Annotated in this window: 13 protein-coding genes, 1 tRNA gene and 1 pseudogene; 9 read left to right on the forward strand and 6 right to left on the reverse strand. The window is 71.4% G+C overall.

The genetic code is table 11. The features are described from left to right. The first annotated feature begins 117 nt into the window (after nt 1–117). Complete coding sequence (locus OHT52_RS11330) at nt 118–1035, forward strand: helix-turn-helix domain-containing protein (protein ID WP_328720020.1); 918 nt, start codon at nt 118–120, stop codon at nt 1033–1035. 87 nt (nt 1036–1122) lie between these two features. Here the strand turns inward: OHT52_RS11330 and OHT52_RS11335 are convergent, their stop codons facing one another. Next, entirely contained in the window at nt 1123–1497 is a 375-nt protein-coding gene (locus tag OHT52_RS11335; RefSeq protein WP_328720021.1) for a cupin domain-containing protein, read from the reverse strand. Nucleotides 1498–1667: 170 nt separating this feature from the next. Between OHT52_RS11335 and OHT52_RS11340 the strand changes: the two genes are divergently transcribed. From OHT52_RS11340 to OHT52_RS11360, 4 genes are all read left to right on the forward strand, one after another. Next, on the forward strand, nt 1668–2090 hold the full coding sequence (locus OHT52_RS11340) for a MarR family winged helix-turn-helix transcriptional regulator (protein ID WP_328723696.1): 423 nt from the start codon (nt 1668–1670) through the stop codon (nt 2088–2090). A 797-nt stretch (nt 2091–2887) separates the two neighbouring features. Continuing rightward, nucleotides 2888–3238, forward strand: coding sequence for a hypothetical protein (locus tag OHT52_RS11350; RefSeq protein ID WP_328720022.1), 351 nt, complete (start codon nt 2888–2890; stop codon nt 3236–3238). A gap of 542 nt (nt 3239–3780) precedes the next feature. Beyond that, on the forward strand, nt 3781–5289 hold the full coding sequence (locus tag OHT52_RS11355; protein ID WP_328720023.1) for an FG-GAP-like repeat-containing protein: 1509 nt from the start codon (nt 3781–3783) through the stop codon (nt 5287–5289). 174 nt (nt 5290–5463) lie between these two features. After that, nucleotides 5464–5536: transfer RNA gene (locus OHT52_RS11360), tRNA-Arg, on the forward strand. Between the two features lie 159 nt (nt 5537–5695). On the opposite strand, the gene OHT52_RS11365 is transcribed toward OHT52_RS11360, so the two are convergent. Then, nucleotides 5696–6556 carry a helix-turn-helix transcriptional regulator gene (locus OHT52_RS11365; RefSeq protein WP_328720024.1) on the reverse strand — a complete coding sequence of 287 codons (861 nt, stop codon included), beginning with the start codon at nt 6554–6556 and terminating at the stop codon, nt 5696–5698. A 167-nt stretch (nt 6557–6723) separates the two neighbouring features. Between OHT52_RS11365 and OHT52_RS11370 the strand changes: the two genes are divergently transcribed. Then, nucleotides 6724–7503 carry an NAD(P)H-dependent oxidoreductase gene (locus OHT52_RS11370; protein ID WP_328720025.1) on the forward strand — a complete coding sequence of 260 codons (780 nt, stop codon included), beginning with the start codon at nt 6724–6726 and terminating at the stop codon, nt 7501–7503. Nucleotides 7504–7633: 130 nt separating this feature from the next. Here OHT52_RS11370 and OHT52_RS11375 read toward each other — a convergent pair whose 3' ends face one another. From OHT52_RS11375 to OHT52_RS11390, 4 genes and pseudogenes are all read right to left on the reverse strand, one after another. After that, entirely contained in the window at nt 7634–7774 is a 141-nt protein-coding gene (locus tag OHT52_RS11375; RefSeq protein ID WP_328723997.1) for a hypothetical protein, read from the reverse strand. Nucleotides 7775–7856: 82 nt separating this feature from the next. Beyond that, nucleotides 7857–7997: pseudogene (locus OHT52_RS11380) on the reverse strand (hypothetical protein); the annotation flags it as partial. 236 nt (nt 7998–8233) lie between these two features. Further along, a complete protein-coding gene (locus OHT52_RS11385; RefSeq protein WP_328720026.1) occupies nt 8234–10315 on the reverse strand; it encodes an MFS transporter in 2082 nt (693 codons plus the stop codon). A 284-nt stretch (nt 10316–10599) separates the two neighbouring features. Then, the gene (locus OHT52_RS11390) at nt 10600–13278 is read right to left on the reverse strand and encodes a D-alanyl-D-alanine carboxypeptidase family protein (RefSeq protein ID WP_328720027.1); all 2679 of its coding nucleotides are present in this window, start codon (nt 13276–13278) and stop codon (nt 10600–10602) included. A gap of 193 nt (nt 13279–13471) precedes the next feature. On the opposite strand from OHT52_RS11390, the gene OHT52_RS11395 reads away from it, so the two are divergent. The 3 genes from OHT52_RS11395 to OHT52_RS11405 all read left to right on the forward strand — a co-directional run bounded on the left by OHT52_RS11395 (nt 13472) and on the right by OHT52_RS11405 (nt 15794). Next, nucleotides 13472–14185 (forward strand): GOLPH3/VPS74 family protein, encoded by a 714-nt coding sequence (locus OHT52_RS11395; RefSeq protein ID WP_328720028.1) that lies wholly within the window; start codon nt 13472–13474, stop codon nt 14183–14185. Nucleotides 14186–14456: 271 nt separating this feature from the next. Further along, nucleotides 14457–15314: a helix-turn-helix domain-containing protein gene (locus OHT52_RS11400; RefSeq protein WP_328720029.1), complete on the forward strand. Its 858-nt coding sequence runs from the start codon at nt 14457–14459 to the stop codon at nt 15312–15314. A gap of 273 nt (nt 15315–15587) precedes the next feature. Further along, the gene (locus OHT52_RS11405; protein WP_328720030.1) at nt 15588–15794 is read left to right on the forward strand and encodes a DUF397 domain-containing protein; all 207 of its coding nucleotides are present in this window, start codon (nt 15588–15590) and stop codon (nt 15792–15794) included. Nucleotides 15795–15875: the final 81 nt, after the last annotated feature.

Here is a 15875-nt window from a genome sequence, read left to right on the forward strand (position 1 = left end):
TGGTACGGCGCAAGGGAGTTACCCAGCCCACTGCTCTTGCTGGCGACGCGGAAGGTATCACTGGCAGGGCCACCTTCGAGGCCCCGCCGCGACCGCCGGACCGGCACACTGGGACGCATGGACACTCCCACGGCTCTGGGCGACTTCCTCCGCAACCGCCGCGCGCGGCTCCGGCCGGAGGACGTCGGACTGCCGAACCACGGCACCCGCAGGCGGGTTCCGGGGCTGCGGCGCGAGGAGCTCGCCCTGCTGGCCGGGGTGAGCATCACCTACTACACGCATCTGGAGCAGGGGCAGAGCGCCAACGCCTCGGACAGCGTCCTCGACGCCCTGGCCCGCGCCCTGCGCCTCACCCCGGACGAGCACGCCCATCTGCGCGACCTGGCCCGCCCGCCGAAGGCGAAGCGTGCCGCGCCGCGCCGCCCGGAGTTCGTACGCGCCACCACCCGGCGGCTGATCGACTCGATGCCGCAGGTGCCCGCCGTGGTGCTGGACGGGCGCAACGACGTCCTGGCCTGGAACGCGCTGGGCCACGCCCTGCTGGCCGGCCACCTGGACGTGACGGGCCCGGACACCCCGGCGAACCGCCCCAACCTCACCCGGATGCTGTTTCTCGACCCGCACACCCGCGAGCTGTACACCGACTGGCAGAAGGAGGCGCGGGTGGCCCTGGCCGCGATGCGCCTGGTCGCGGGCCGCAACCCCCAGGACGGCGCGCTCGCGGAGCTCATCGGTTCGCTCATGCTGCAGAGCCCCGACTTCGAGGGCCTGTGGTCCAAGCACCCGGTGCGGGACTGCACCGTCGGGACGAAGGCACTGCACCACCCGCTGGTCGGCCCGATGACGCTGGACTTCGAGAACCTCCACCTCGCCGACAACACCGGTCATCGGATGCTGCTCTACACCGCCCCCGAGGGCTCCCCCTCCGACGCGGCGCTGAGCCTGCTGTCGAGCCTGACGGAGGAGGCGGCACGTGCCCGGAGCGCGGCGCCGCACACGGACGCGGCGGACGCGGGCGCGGCCGGCCGGCGGTAGACACGCGTACGGAACGCCCGGCCGGGAGGTCTGCGGCCGGGCGTTCCGTACGTACGGGTGCGGGGCGCCGCTCGCGAGCGGACGCGGTCACTCGGCCCAAGGCAGTGGAATCAAGCTGTCGTCCCCCGGCCGCATCGCCTTCCCTCCGGCCGCCATGGCGACCAACGCCACCATCGGGCCCTCGGGAGCGCCGAGTCGGCGCATCACACCGGCGGGGAGGACGAGCGCCTGCCCGGCTTCCACCCGCTCGGTCACGCCGTCCGCCTCCACCCGGAGCACTCCCGACACGGGCATCCACACCTGCTCGCGGTCGATGGCGTGCACCGGCCCGGTGGCGCCGGCGACGAACTCCGTCCGCCAGGTACTCAGTTCGGTACTTCCCTGGCTCGGCCCGGCCAGGGCGGACATCGTCCCCACCGGCGAGACGGTCGTCCGCCGCTCACTTTCGCTGATCACGTACATGCAGGGCCCCCTGTATGAAGTGGCTGTATAAAGTTGCTTTACTCATTGGTCGTCGATGCGAGTAAAGAGGCTTTACACAGGTGTGTCAAGATGGACCGGTGGAGAACCCGGAACATCCGACACACCTGTCCGACCCCCTGGAGTCGACCGAGCTCACCTTCCTGCTCGGCATGTCCTTCCAGCTGGTCCTGGCCGAGTTCGTGCGCCGTCTGGAGGCCGCCGGGCACACCGATCTGCGCCCGGTCCACGGCATGGTCTTCCAGGTGCTGCGTGCCTCCGGCGCCACGAGCAGCGAACTCGCCGACCGGCTCGGGGTGACCAAACAGGCGGCCGGTCAGATCGTGGACGACCTGGAGAAGCGGGGCTATGTCGAACGCCACCCGCACCCGGCGGGCGGGCGGCGCAGACTCGTCGTCCTGACCGCGAAGGCGCGGGAGCACCTCGCCGCGGCCGGGCACGTACTGCACGACCTGGAGGCACAGCTGTCCGACCGGTTGCACGCGTCGGGCCTGCGCGTGCCCCGCGCCGAACTGGCGGCCCTCGTACGCACCCTGGCACCGGACGCGCTCCCACCCCTGCGGCCCCTCTGGTGACGTGGCGCTCCCGGCCGCCGGGCCGGGCGGAGTACGCGAGCGGGCCGTAGGTCTCGCCCCTGGCCTGCGGCCGGACTTGCCGACACCGGTCGGACCGGACGAGCGCGGAGCTCCGACGTCGCCGCTACGGTGGACGGTGAAGCCGACACGCGCCCCCGCCCGGGAGCCGGCCCGGACCGGGCACGGGGTCAGCGCCGGCACCGTCGCCCCACGGACGGGCGCGACCGCCCCTGACCAGCCACGAGGTCATCGTCCAGTCGGTATCCCGCAGGGCTTGCGTCCAGGGGTCCAGGAGCACGACAAGCGGAGGCCGGCACCATAAAAGCCGGAATGATCTCTGCGTCCGCCGCGAGGGATCCTGCGCCCGCCTGGGTCACGTTGCCCCTCGCCGTCGTTCTTCTCTGTGTCGGCTTGTGCGTCGCGATGAACCTCCACGGCCTTCCGGGCGGATTTCACGAGAGTCTCGGCGGACGTGAAGACCGCGGGTTCTTCTCCTCCTTCGCATTCCAGCGACTGATCGGAGCCGGACTGGCAGCGGGTGGTATCCACGGCGTTTTCGCGACGACGGTGCGCTCGCTGTCCTGAAACACCGGTCCCCCTCAGGGAGGGCACCGGCGACTGATTCCTCCGGGACGGGACGGCGGGACACCACCCGTCGGCGCATCCCGCCCACCCCGGAGGAGCAACGCACCGTGACCGCCCCGGCGTGCGGGCGTTCTCCCACTCGACAGGGTTTCCGGAATGCGACGAACCGCTCGTCCTGGGCGCGGGCGCCGGCACTAGGCGGGAGTGTGAACGTGCGACAGAAGTGTTGCGAACGATGCGAGTTGGTCATCGGACTGGGCTGTTCGTGCCCACCCGACGACTCGACGCCGAAGGCGCGCCCCCTCGCCTCGCCCCGGCAGGAATGGCGTACGTTCCCCGCCGACACGATCCTCATCTCCCCGAGGCGGTACGCGCACCTCCCCGGCGCCTGCGCCCATCTGACCGAGGAAGTCGTGACCGCCCCGCGCTGGGGCTGGATCCCCGCGCCGCCGGCCGGGCTCTGGGACCGGCTCAGCAGCAGCTGCCCGGCGACCGCGACCGAGGGGAACACGGACCGGCAGGCGATCCGGCGCTGCGAGGAGTGCGAAGCGACGCTGGGATGACGGCGTTCGACGACAGCGTTCCCGGCGACAGCTCCCCCGCGCCGGCGGCGGAGGCGGGCGTCGCCGGGCGTCCCCGCATCCGGCGCCCCTCCGGACGTGCTGCCGGACGTGCTGCCGGACGATCCTCGCCAGGTGGGACGAGTCACCCTCGATCGCCGCACCCGACCCCGGACGAACCCCGGGGCGAAACGCTGACTTGACGTCATGTCGCCCTGTTTCGAGGGGTTGAGCATCCTCGCGGGGTCCTGATTCTCCTGGGTATGGTGTGGCGCCCGATGATCCAACAGCATGCCCGGAGGCGCGATGACGACGAGGCCCGGAGGAGCAGCAGGCTCAACCCGCCTCAAGGCCGGCCGCCGCGAGGCCCGCCTCGTCAAAGCGGGCGAGGGCGCACGCCGGGCCGCCGGCGACGACCGGGCCGGGGTCCTCATCCCCGTCGGACCGACAAGAGTCTGGATACACCGAGTCACCCCCGGTCCGGATCAATTCGGCGAATAAACGGACCTGTTCACTGATCACACCAAGACCCGTTGGGAACAGATATGCCTCAAAAGCGTTCACGTACCGCGTGGACCGGCGCGCTGCTCACCGCAGCGCTCTCAGTCGGAGCTCTCTCCGGTCCCTCCGCGGGCGCCGTGAGCGGCGCCCCCGCGGCGGAAGGGGCGTACGGCTACACGGTGAAGATAGCCATCGGCGAAGGCGAGACCGCCCGCGCCTGTTCCGGTGCGCTCGTCGCGGCGCAATGGGTCCTCACCGCGGCCAGTTGCTTCGCCGACGACCTCACGAACCCCGAACCGCCCGCGGCCGGACTGCCCGAGCTCAAGAGCGTCGCCACCGTCGGACGTACCGATCTGTCCGGCACGGGAGGGCACGTCAGCGAGATCATGGAGCTGGTGCCGCACGCCGATCGGGACCTGGTGATGGCACGCCTCGCCGAACCCGTGACCGATGTCCCCACGGTCGCCTTCGCGGACACGCCCGCCGCCGCGGGTGACAGCCTGACGGCCGCGGGATTCGGCCGGACCAAGACGGAGTGGGTACAGGACTCGCTCCACACCGCCTCGTTCACCGTGGATTCGGTCGACGGCTCCGCGGTCGGCATCACCGGCAGCACGGCGGACGACTCCCTCTGCAAGGGTGACGCGGGCGGGCCGCTCGTCCGCGAGGTGGACGGGGTCCCCGAACTCGTGGGCATCGGCTCGCGCTCCTGGCAGGGAGGCTGCCTGGGCGTGACCGAGACCCGTAACGGCGCCGTCGCCGTGCGCACGGACGACATCGCCGACTGGGTCGCCACGACCCTGGCCCGGCCGTGGGCGCTGCTGATGGCGGCCGCCGACTTCAACTCCGACGGCAAGGCGGACCTGCTGACGGTCGACGCGGCCGACAACTACCTCTACGTGCAGCCCGGCGACGGCACCGGTGCGTTCGGCCGACGCGTCAAGGTCTCCCCCGGCAAGTGGTCGGGCATGCGCATGCTGGCCGTCGCGGACTACACCGGCGACGGCAAGGCCGACATCCTCGCGGCCAACGTCAACGGCAACCTCTACCTCTACCCCGGCAACGGCGCCAACGGTGTCACCGGCTCCTCCGTCCCGCGAGGCGGCTGGAACACCATCGGCCTGATGGCCGCCGCGGACTTCAACGGCGACAAGAAGGGGGACGTGGTCGGGGTGAGCGGCAACGGCAACCTCTACTTCTACGCCGGCCAGGGCACCACCTTCGCCGCGGCGACGGAGGCCAGCACCGGCTGGGCCAACATGCGCGCCGTCGTCGCGGGCGACTTCACCGGCGACGGCAAGGCCGACGCGTACGCGATCCACGACAGCGGCGCCCTGTACCTGTACACGGGTAAGGGAGACGGCACTTTCAACGGCGCCACCCAGACCGGCCAGGGCTGGCAGGGCATGCGCCTGGTCTCCGGCGCTGACTTCAACGGCGACGGCAGGACCGACATCATCGCGATCAACAACAACCGGGGCGTCTACGTCTACCCCGGCAAGGCGGCCGGCGCCCTGGGCACCCCCATCGTCACCCCGGCCCCGGCCAACTGACCCGACCGTTCCGTGGCAGCCGCCCGCCCCACGCCCCACCGGGGCGGGCGACCCCGGGGCGTTCCCCCGGGGCCGGGGGAACGCCCCCACCCGCGTCCCCCGCACACCCCCTGCGGTACCCGCTACACTGGCCGCGGCGAGCAGACCCTGCCGGGTCGGTCGCCGATCCGTCCCGCCTTCGTAGCTCAGGGGATAGAGCACCACTCTCCTAAAGTGGGTGTCGCAGGTTCGAATCCTGCCGGGGGCACAGTTTCGAGAACACGGATTCCGGCTGAGGGCCGGTCCGGGGCACGAGCCCCGGACCGGCCCTTCGTCGTCGTTCCGGACGCGAGTGGTCGCGCGTTCTCTCGGCGTTCGCCCGACCGGTCATCGCCCTGCGGTGAGCGGTGAACGCGGGTCCGTACGATCAGAGGTGGGGCACACGCCGACCTGGGTGTTCCTGGTGGGGACGCGCGCCCGCGCCGTCCTCGCCCAGGCCCGCGAGGAGGCGCAGCGCGTCCTGGGCGGCGCTGCCGGCGGCGGCGGACAGCACCAGCAGTTCCATTCCCGAGTCGCCCGGCAGTGCGAAGTTCTCCTGGTGGAGTTCCAGCAGTCCGACCAGCGGGTGCCGGTACGCCTTGCGCCCGTGGGTGCGGGCGGACACTTCCGCGCGGGCCCAGAGGCGGCGGAAGCGTTCGCTGCCCATCGACAACTCGCCGATGAGGGAAGCCAGTCGGGGATCGTCGGGGTATTCTCCGGCGGCCAGGCGCAGGTGCCCGACCACGTCGACGGTGCAGCCGTCCCAGTCCGCGTACAGGCCGCGCTCCGCCTCCTCCAGGAAGATGTGCCGGGCGGTGTTGAGCCCAGGAATCTCCCGGCCGAAGAGGAGGCCGGCGAGGCGGTTGCCGGCGAGCACGTCCAGGCGGTGGTTCATGATCAGCGCGGGTGCGTCGGTGACCAGGTCGAGGACGCGCAGCAGCTCCGGCCGGACCCGCCCGCCCGGCGCCTTCGCGCGGGGGCGGCGCTGCTGGGCGAGCCGGCAGAGATGGTCGCGTTCGGTCTCGTCGAGGCCGAGGACACGGGCGAGCGCGTCGAGAACCTGCCCGGATGGCCGGGTGGCGCGGCCCTGCTCCAGGCGTACGTAGTAGTCGACGCTGACGCCGGACAGGTGCGCGACCTCTTCGCGGCGCAGCCCCTCGACCCGGCGGCGGCTGTCGTTGGGGATACCGGAGGCGACCGGATCGACCCGGGAACGCCGGGTCCTCAGAAAACCCGCGAGATCGTCCATGCGCCCCAGTATGGCTTCGACGGCGTGCGCGAGGGTGGCCCTGCCGATACCAGGAAGTCCGGTCCGACGGAGCGGGCGCCCCTGAACACCGGGCGCCGCGGCGTCCAGGATCGGAGGCAGCCGGTCGGAAGCATCCGATCGAAGGCGTCCGACCCCAAGGAGTTCCCATGAAGACGCTGATCGTCCACGCCCACCCGGAGCCGAACTCGCTCAACGGCTCGCTGAAGGACCTCGCGGTGTCGACCCTGGAGGGTGCCGGGCACGAGGTGCGGGTGAGCGATCTGTACGCGATGAACTGGAAGGCGGTCGTGGACGCCGCGGACTACGGCCCCCAAGCCTCCAGTCCGCTGAAGGTCGCTTCGGACTCGGGCCGGGCTTTCGAGGCGGGGACGCTCACCCCGGACGTCCTCGCCGAGCAGGAGAAGCTGTTGTGGGCCGACACGATCATCTTCCAGTTCCCGCTGTGGTGGTACACGATGCCCGCGATCCTCAAGGGCTGGGTGGACCGGGTGTTCACGTACCGCTTCGCGTACGGCGTCGGCGTGCACGACGAGACGAAGTACGGTGAGCGCTTCGGTGAGGGCACCCTGGCGGGCAAGCGGGCGCTGCTGTCGGTGACCGCGGGCGGCCCGGAATCGCACTACTCCGCGCGGGGGATCAACGGCCCCGTCGACGATCTGCTGTTCCCGATCCAGCACGGCATCCTCTACTACCCGGGCATCGACGTGCTGCCGCCGTTCGTGCTGTACGGCACCGACCGGATGACCGCCGAGGAGTACCGGGACGTGGCCAAGGCCTGGGAACAGCGCCTGCTCGCCCTGGAGTCGACCGAACCGGTCGCGTTCCGGCGGCAGAACTTCGGTGACTACGAGATCCCCTCGCTGCAGTTGAAGGAGGGCCTGGAGTCGCCGGGCCGCACGGGTTTCGGGCTGCACGTGCGGGGATGACCGCCGCGGTGGCGCCCCTCACCCCGCCGTCCCCGTCGATCGGTTGCGCCACGCCCGGGCGGCGGTCTCCACGCGGTCGCGGGCCCCTCCTTGCGGCGCAGGGCCTCTCGCCCGGATCGCGCCGGGCCCGCTACACCGCCCGCTCCGCCAGCAACTCACCCATCACGCGGCGGGCGTTGGCCGCCATCCCCGGGTTCGACACCCGGTGGTGGGCGAGTTCGGGGAGCGCGACGGAGAGCGTCCAGCCGCGTGCCCGCCGCCAGGTCGCCATCGGGTCGAGCGCCGGATCGGCGAGACCCGTGCCAGCCGAAGTCGATGACGGCGGCCAACCGGCCTTCCTCGATGAGGAAGTTGCCGGGCTGGAGGTCTCCGTGGGAGCAGACCCCCGGCCCGTCCGGAGCGGGGGCCGACCGCGCCTCGCCGGGCGGTGCCGCCGCAGCCGTATCTCCCCGGCCCTGTTGCGCATGCGGTGGTCCCGGCCGAAAGTCCGCCATTCCGCCCCTGGATGTCAAACGAATTGCGCGCGACCGCCCGCAGGCACGGCAAGCACTGACGGGGCATCAGGTGCGCTGTGGGTCCCACCCGTCACGCCGGGGCTCCCCGCCGGACGGCAACGGGGGACCCGACGGGGTCCGCGCGGCCGACGGGGAGGCCGGACCCGGACAGCCCTCAGGCCGAAGCGTGCGACGCGACGACGGCCGGGCGCGACCTCGACGAGGCGTTCCGCGGGTCAGCGCAGTTCTTCCGGGCAAGGGGTGCCGGGGCTGAAGCGGTACGGCGCGGCCAGCTTGTAGACGCCCGCCTTCGGCGCGACCAGTTCGGTCCACTGGTCCCCGTGCGTCTCCTCGTCGACCTGGAGGAGGCACCCGTTGACGTTGTCGAAGGTCTTCGGAGCATCGCCGTCCTCCTTGGTGCGTTCCTTGGACTCCGCCGTCTCCTGGGGACGGTCCAGGCCGTCGCCGTCCTCGTCCACGAGGGAGAGCCAGCGGGTGTAGGGCACCCGGATGAGGACACGGCCCGCCTCCGGGACCCGGATCGTGATCTCGTCGGCCTCGAAGTTCAGGACGGTGGCGGGCGGGTCGGCGAGCGGCGTCGGGTCCTCGACCCGGTACAGCTTCCAGTTGGCGTCGGCCCAGATCGGTTTCAGGTACGGCAGGCCCGCGCCGACCAGAGCGGCTTCCTGGGCCGCCCCGCTGTCCGGGTCGCCCTTGGGCAGCACGACGTAGTGGACGGCCCAGCGGTCGAGCCACTCGCGGTAGTTGGTCGCGTCGAGGGTGTCGTCGTAGAAGAGCGGGTTGCGCTTCATGTCGGCCTGGCGGTTCCAGCCCCGGGCGAGGTTGACGTACGGCGCCAGCGCCGAGGCCTCACGGTGGCTGCTCGCGGGGACGACCTCGATCCGGCCCCTGGTCGCGTCGACGACCTGGAGCTCGTTGACCAGCGGCGCCAGCTCACGCGCCCACGAAGCGGTGGGCGCGGTACGGACGATGTCGGCGACGCTCTTGAAGCCGATCCAGAAGTTGAGGCCGGCGACGGCGATCACCAGGGCGTACCAGCGACGGGTGCGCGGCGCGGTGAACGGCAGCGCGGCCAGCAGCACGACACCGGCGAAGAGCATCGCCATGCGCGTGATGTTGGAGCCGATCTGGGAGTCCACGAAGTACGTGGCGAGTGTGCCCAGGCCGTAGACGGCGGACGCCGTGCGGACCGTCTTCCAGTCGCGGGGGACGAGCACGAACACGAACACCGCGAAGACGAACGGCAGCGACAGCGTCCCCACCGACATCGGCTGGGTGCCGGAGAACGGGAACAGCCACGAGGACAGCCCGACCACCGCCACCGGCGGCAGCCCGATGGCGTACGCGCCGGGGCGTCGCTTGTGCAGGAAGAGCGCGGCGGCCACCACGCCCAGGAAGAGCCCGGCGACCGGGCTGGAGGCGGTGGCGAGCCCGGCGAGCGGGGCGGCGACGGCCGCCTTCGCCCAGCGCCGGTACCGCCAGCGGTACGGCCAGCAGAAGACGGCGGCGACGGCCCCGACCGCGAACATCATGCCGAGCCCGAACGTCACCCGCCCCGACAGCGCGTTGCACAGGTACGCGAAGACTCCGGCGAGCGAGCAGACGAGCGGGTTCCGCACGGCCTTGACCCGCACCAGGATCATCGCGGTCAGCCCGGCGGAGACGGTGCCCGCGAGCATCATCGTCGAGCGGACGCCGATGAGGGACATCAGGTAGGGCGAAACCACGCTGTACGAGACGGGGTGCATGCCCCCGTACCAGGCGAGGTTGTACGCGGTACCGGGGTGCTGGCCGACGAACTCGGCCCAGGCGTCCTGCGCCGCGATGTCTCCGCCGCTGTTGGCGAAGAAGAAGAACCAGAGGACGTGGGTGACGGCCGCGGCGGCCGTCGCGATCGTGACGGGGTGACGCGTCAGCCGGCCCAGCAGCGTGCCCGGGGCGGCCTCCGGGTGCTCCCGGTCGGTGTGGTGACCACGGCCCGCGTGGTCCGCGCCGTCCCTTCGGCCGGCGGCGTCCGAGGCGTCCGCGCGCGACCCGGGTTCCGGGTCCGTCGCGTCCGGGGCGCGCTGGGCCGGCAGGAGGTCCGCCGGTCCTACGGGACCAGCCCGTCCTGCGGGATCGGCCGGCACGACGAGGTCCCGCGCCACGACGAGGTCCGCCGGCGCCACGGGTTGCGCCGACGTGACGAGCTCCGCGGGACCCGTCGGGCCACCGGTCCCGGGGCTGTCGGTCTCCCCCGGCTTCCGGTCTCTCTCGCTGTCCGCCTCGCGGCCGGGTCTCGGCTCCGCGGTGGTCACTACGGCTCTCCCCGTCATCCGCCGGCCAGGTGCGTCCCCGGCGACCGCGCGTCCTGCGGGACGCGCCCCGCGCCCGCCCGCCGCCCCGCCCGGCTCGCCCGGCCCTTCGGGCTGTCCGCCTGTCCGGCTGCTCGGCCTGTCCGGCCTTCCGGCTGCTCGGTCTGTTCGTCTGTTCGTCTGTTCGGTCTGATCCGGGACGCTAACACGTACCAAGCGGACAGAAGAGGGACGGGGGGTACCGGATCGGTACCCCCCGCCCCTCTTCCCGCAGGCCGGACCGGCCGTCAGCCGATCCGGGAAAGCTTGGCCCCGATACCGGGCTCGCTCAGGTCCTGGGCCAGGGCGACCGGCACCTTCACCTGGCTGCTGCCCTCGCCGACCGTCAGCGTGCCGACCCGGGTTCCGGCCGCCGCCTCGTGCGGGACGGCCTTGCCGTCGTCGGTGAGTGCCAGCTTCACCGTGAGCCCGCCCCAGCCGACCGCCTTGACGTCCTTGGTGGCGACGACCTGCGTGGTGGTGCCGAGCCCGTCGTCGACGACCCCGACGACCTGGCCCTTCTTCACGATCGTGGCGCCCTTGAGGGCGTCCTCGGTGGCCAGCATGACCGTCTTGCTGACCCGGTTGACCTCGTCGATGATCGACTGGCTGTCGTACTGGCCGAGGATCGCGCCGACGATCAGCTGATCGGTCCCGTCGACCATCTTGTGGGCCGCGAAGAGCAGGTTGCCGCCCGCCTTCGTGGTCGAGCCGGTCTTGATGCCGAGCGCCCCGTCGAAGGGGACCAGGCGGTTGTAGTTGGGCCAGAGCTTGCCGGTGGGGTCGGTCCAGCTCGGCAGCACGGTGATCTCCATCAGCGCCGGGATCTCGACGAGCTTCTCGCCGAGTTTCACCAGGTCCTCGGCGGTGCTCACGGTGGTGGCGTTGAGGCCGGAGGGGTCGGTGTACGTGGTGTTCGTCATCCCGAGCTCCTTCGCGGTGGCGTTCATCTTCTCGACGAACGCCGCCTCCGAGCCCGCGTCCCACCGGGCCAGCAGCCGCGCGATGTTGTTGGCCGACGGGATCATGATCGCGGAGAGGGCGTCGCGCTGGGTCAGCACGTTCCCCTCCTTGACGGTGTCCAGCGTGGACTCGCCCTCGGAGGAGAGCTTGCCGTCCGACTCGCCCTTGGCGTCGACCTTGATCGACGCCCCGTTCTCACCCTTCTTCATCGGGTGGTCCCGGAGCACGATGTACGCGGTCATGGCCTTCGCCACACTCGCGATCGGCACCGGCTTCTGCTTCCCGAACGAACCGACCTTGCCCAGGCCGGTCGCCGCCATGTACCCCTGGCCCTGGTCCGGCCACGAGAGGTCGGGGGTGGCCCCGTCGAACGTGAACGTCGGCGTCGTCGTGACCGCGAGCGTGGGATCAGGCAGCGGCCGGAAAACCTGTACGACTGCAAACACGATCAGCAGCAGGGCGACGAGCGGCGTCCAGATCTTGACCCGCCGGACCGCCGTACGCACCGGCGTCTCCCGCGGCGGCGGGGTGTTCGTCAGCTCGGCGAGCAGGTCCAGCGGCGGCTTCGGAGGCAGCGGCAGCGACCGGGTCCGGTCGGGCTCGCCCTCGGTGGGCGTATCGAGGGCCGGTGTGACCGTGGGACCGACGACCGGGCCCCGTGGATCGGGCCGGCGCGGCGCGGGCGCGGACCGTACGTCGTCCGAGCGCAGCGGCACGAAGGTGCTGGTGCGCTCCGAGGCGCTCTCGGACTTCGGCTCGGACTTCGACCCGGAGTCCGAGCCGGTCTCCCGCTCGGGGTCCCGCTTCGGGTCCTGCTTCGCCAGGGCCTCGCGCTTGGGGATCTTCAGCGCGGTGGTCGGCTGGTCGATCCGGGGGCGGACCGACGTGAACACGGCGGTGGGCTGGTCGACACCGGTGCTGTCCGCGCCGTCCGCGTCGGCCTCTGCCTCGGCGTCGCCGTCGGCCTCTGCGTCGCCGTCGCTGTCGGTCGCCGCGCCGGCGGGCTCGCCGACCGTGCCGGAAGCGCCGGAGCCCGTGGCCGCCGACGCCGGTTCGGTGGGCGTGGCCTCCTCGCGGGTACGGGGCACCCGGGCACCGGCGGTCGCCGCCTCGGGCTTCGCCGCCGCCTCAGGCTCCTCCTCGGGCTCCTCGGGCGCTGCGGTCTCCACGTCGTCGGCGGACTCCCCGGCCTCGGGAGACTTCCCGGCCTCGGGGGACTTCCCGGCCTCGGCGGAACTGTCGTCCTTGCCGACCCAGGCGGCGACCGCACGGCGAAGCCGCGTGTCGCCCGCGCCCTCGGTGGAGTCGTTCCCGCCCTCGGTGGAGTCGTTCCCGGCCTCGGTGGAGTCGTTCCCGGCCGCCTCGACCGAGGAGGCCCCGGTGTCCTGCGGAGCCTCGTCGTCGGCCGCGTCCGTACCGGCGGCCGGGGCGCTCACGGAGCGCTCCCGCGCGCCGGAGGCTCCCGAGGGCGCGGAATCGGCCCCGGAGGGCCCTGTGGGGCCTTCAGGGGCCTCTGTCGCCCCGTCCTCGGCCTCGGTGGTGGCGTCCGCCGTCGCGTCTGCTTCCGGAGCCGCCACGGCGTCCGCGTCCTCGTCGTGGTTCTCCGGCTCGGCCTCGGACTTGGCCTCGTCCGCCGAAGGAACCGGAACGCGGAAGCGGAACACCGCGGTGGCGGAGTCCTGCCGCGCCTCGGCCTCCGGCTCCCCGTCGGCCTCCGGCTCCGCGTCGACGGCCTCCGGCTCCGCGGCCGTGTCCGGCTCCGCGTCGGTGGGGGTGCCGGAAGCGCCGTCCGCGGGGGAGGCGCCGTCCGTCCCGGAACCGGGATCGCCGTCCGCCGCGTCACCGACGGTGTCGTCGCTCGGTCCGGCGGGTTCACGGAACACGGAGAGCCTGGGGTCGCGTTCCTCCGGAGCCGCCCCCGAGGACTTCGACTGCTCCGACTTGCCGGGGGACTCGCCCGCCACCAATGCCTCCTCTTAAAGCCGCGGGGACTGCCCCCGCTGTCCGAACCGTGTACCAGTGTCCTGTGTGAACCCTGGCTTCAGCTGCTAGACGAGAACGACATACCTACTGGTTCCCGTACAAAGCTGGCAGGCGCTCTCGACAGACAGTTGTGAGAGGGGTCACCCTGTCACTCATCCACGCGGGGAGGCATGGATGGGCAGGAGCCGCAGAACAATTCCGGAAGAGCTTTTGCTGCTCGCTCTGGACCCGACCACGGGTACCACGGCGCAGCCGCAGTCGCTCGACCTCGGCCTCGCCGGAGCACAGCTAGTGGAGCTGGCTCTGGCAGGTCGGATAGCCCCTGACGGGGATCGTATCGCCGTGGTGATGCCACGGCCGACTGGAGATCCGACACTGGACTCCGCACTGGAACTGCTGCGCAGACGCGGCAGCCCGGTACGGGCGGTCCACTGGATCGGCGGACCCCGACTGGGGCTCCGTCAGATCTATCTCGCTCATCTGGAGCGGTGCGGCATGGTGCATGCCGTGGCGGGCCAGATGTGCGGAGTACTGCCGACGACTCGCTACCAGGCGACGGACACGGCAGTCAGCAGGGACATCAGGTCCCGGCTGGACAGTGCGATCCGCACCGGTGTACCGCCGGACCCGCGGACCGCGGCGCTTGCCGCGCTGGCCCACGCGGTCGGACTCGGCAAGCACCTGTACCCGGGGAACGAGGGGCGTTCATCACGCTCCCGCCTCCGGGACCTGATCAGGCACGACCCGATGGGCGGTCTCGTGGCGCATGCCGTGATGGACGTCCAGAGCGGCGCGGGCGCACAGCCCCGCCGCAACCAGCAGGCAGCGGGAGTGCCGTTGCAGCCGCAAGCACGTCGCGGCAGCATGGCTCAGATCGCCGCCGGCTGAACGCAGTGAGCTGAACCGCGGTGCGCCGCGCGGGACATCCGCGCTGCGCACCGTTGCGAAGGACCGCGCGGGAGACCGCGCGGAGAATCCCCATACCGCCGTACCGACGTCCGCGAAGACCCGGTTCGGGAGCCGCACCACACGCGGGGCAGCCGGTCTTCCGGCTGCCCCGCGTGCTTGCGTTCCCCGTTTCCCAGCGAAGCGAGGGCCAAGGGTGGCAATCTGCTGAGAAGTAGATACGCACAGCAACACAGCCGGAGGTGCCGTTTCCGTGCCGTCCACCGTCAATCCCACCGTCAGGCGACGTCGGCTGGGCCAGGAGTTGCGCCGCCTGCGCGAGCAAAAAGGCATGACCGCCGAAGAGGTGGCCGACCGCCTGCTGGTCTCCCAGTCGAAGATCAGCCGGCTGGAGAACGGCCGCCGTTCCATCAGCCAGCGCGACGTACGCGACCTCTGCGGGGTCTACGAGGTCGAGGACCACCGCATCGTCGACTCCCTCATGCAGATGGCGAAGGACTCGCGTCAGCAGGGCTGGTGGCACGCGTTCGGCGACATCCCGTACAGCGTCTACATCGGTCTGGAGACCGACGCCGAGTCGCTGCGCGGATACGAGCCCCAGGTCATCCCGGGCCTGCTCCAGACGAGGGCCTACTCCGAGGCGCTGATCACGGGTGCGCTCCCCGAGGCGCCGCCGGCCGACATCGAGAAGCGGGTGAACGTCCGGGCCCGGCGCCAGGACCGCATCAACGAACCCGAACGGCCGTTGCGGCTGTGGGTCGTCATAGACGAGTCGGCGCTGCACCGGACGGTCGGTAACAAGCAGGTGATGATCGAGCAGCTGGAGCACCTCGTCGCCTGCTCGAAGCTGCCGCACGTGACGGTGCAGGTGCTGCCGTTCGAGATGGGCGCGCATCCGGGCATCAACGGCCAGTACGCCATCCTGGAGTTCCCCGACACGGCCGACTCCAGCGTGGTCTACATCGAGGGCGTCACCAGCGACCTCTACCTGGAGAAGGCGAACGACGTGCAGCGGTACAGCGTCATGTACGAGCACCTCCGGGCCCAGGCGCTCAACGTCGAGCAGAGCCGGCAGTTCATCGGCGAGATCGCGAAGAAGTACACCGACTGATCGGGCGAAAGCGGGTCCAACTCCCCCGATCGCGGGGGACGCGAACCGGCCACCCGGCTTTAGCGGGTCATGTGCGACATGCAGCGATGTGACGTGAGGGGCGACGGCACGATACACCGTCGCCGCCTCATGAGGTAAGAGTTCATTGGCAATTGCCATCCGGTCGAGTGAACGGCATCTTCAGCCGAGGGAGTTGGCGAGTAGCGTCGATCACGCCAGCTGAAAGCAGTCTGGTGCGAGGCTCACGATCAACTCATCGAAACCGGAGTGAACATGGCTATCTTCCAGGGTGCTACGGACATGTGGACCAAGTCGTCGTACTCCGGCGGCAACGGCGCCTGCGTCGAGGTCAAGTCCCCCGTCGCGCTCTCCATCGCGGTCCGTGACTCGAAGGTGACCGAGGGCCCCTCGATCACCTTCGTGCCCGGCGCCTGGAACGCGTTCGTGCGGGACGTCGCGGAGCGTACGCTCGACGCCTGAGACCGGTGAGTTCCTCCGGTCCGTCCCCGTGCCGTCCGCCCAGCCCTCTCGACCGGCCCGCCGTCCTGGCCGAGAGGGTTC

It is taken from the genome of Streptomyces sp. NBC_00247 (genome assembly GCF_036188265.1).
Taxonomy (GTDB): domain Bacteria; phylum Actinomycetota; class Actinomycetes; order Streptomycetales; family Streptomycetaceae; genus Streptomyces.

What these genes read in the sequence shown, in the direction of transcription:
- OHT52_RS11365 (WP_328720024.1), bottom strand. Translation starts at nt 6,556, where the DNA reads ATGGACGATCTCGCGGGTTTTCTGAGGACCCGGCGTTCCCGGGTCGAT.
- OHT52_RS11335 (WP_328720021.1), bottom strand. Translation starts at nt 1,497, where the DNA reads ATGTACGTGATCAGCGAAAGTGAGCGGCGGACGACCGTCTCGCCGGTG.
- OHT52_RS11340 (WP_328723696.1), top strand. Translation starts at nt 1,668, where the DNA reads ATGTCCTTCCAGCTGGTCCTGGCCGAGTTCGTGCGCCGTCTGGAGGCC.
- OHT52_RS11355 (WP_328720023.1), top strand. Translation starts at nt 3,781, where the DNA reads ATGCCTCAAAAGCGTTCACGTACCGCGTGGACCGGCGCGCTGCTCACC.
- OHT52_RS11330 (WP_328720020.1), top strand. Translation starts at nt 118, where the DNA reads ATGGACACTCCCACGGCTCTGGGCGACTTCCTCCGCAACCGCCGCGCG.
- OHT52_RS11405 (WP_328720030.1), top strand. Translation starts at nt 15,588, where the DNA reads ATGGCTATCTTCCAGGGTGCTACGGACATGTGGACCAAGTCGTCGTAC.
- OHT52_RS11375 (WP_328723997.1), bottom strand. Translation starts at nt 7,774, where the DNA reads ATGGCGACCTGGCGGCGGGCACGCGGCTGGACGCTCTCCGTCGCGCTC.
- OHT52_RS11370 (WP_328720025.1), top strand. Translation starts at nt 6,724, where the DNA reads ATGAAGACGCTGATCGTCCACGCCCACCCGGAGCCGAACTCGCTCAAC.
- OHT52_RS11395 (WP_328720028.1), top strand. Translation starts at nt 13,472, where the DNA reads ATGGGCAGGAGCCGCAGAACAATTCCGGAAGAGCTTTTGCTGCTCGCT.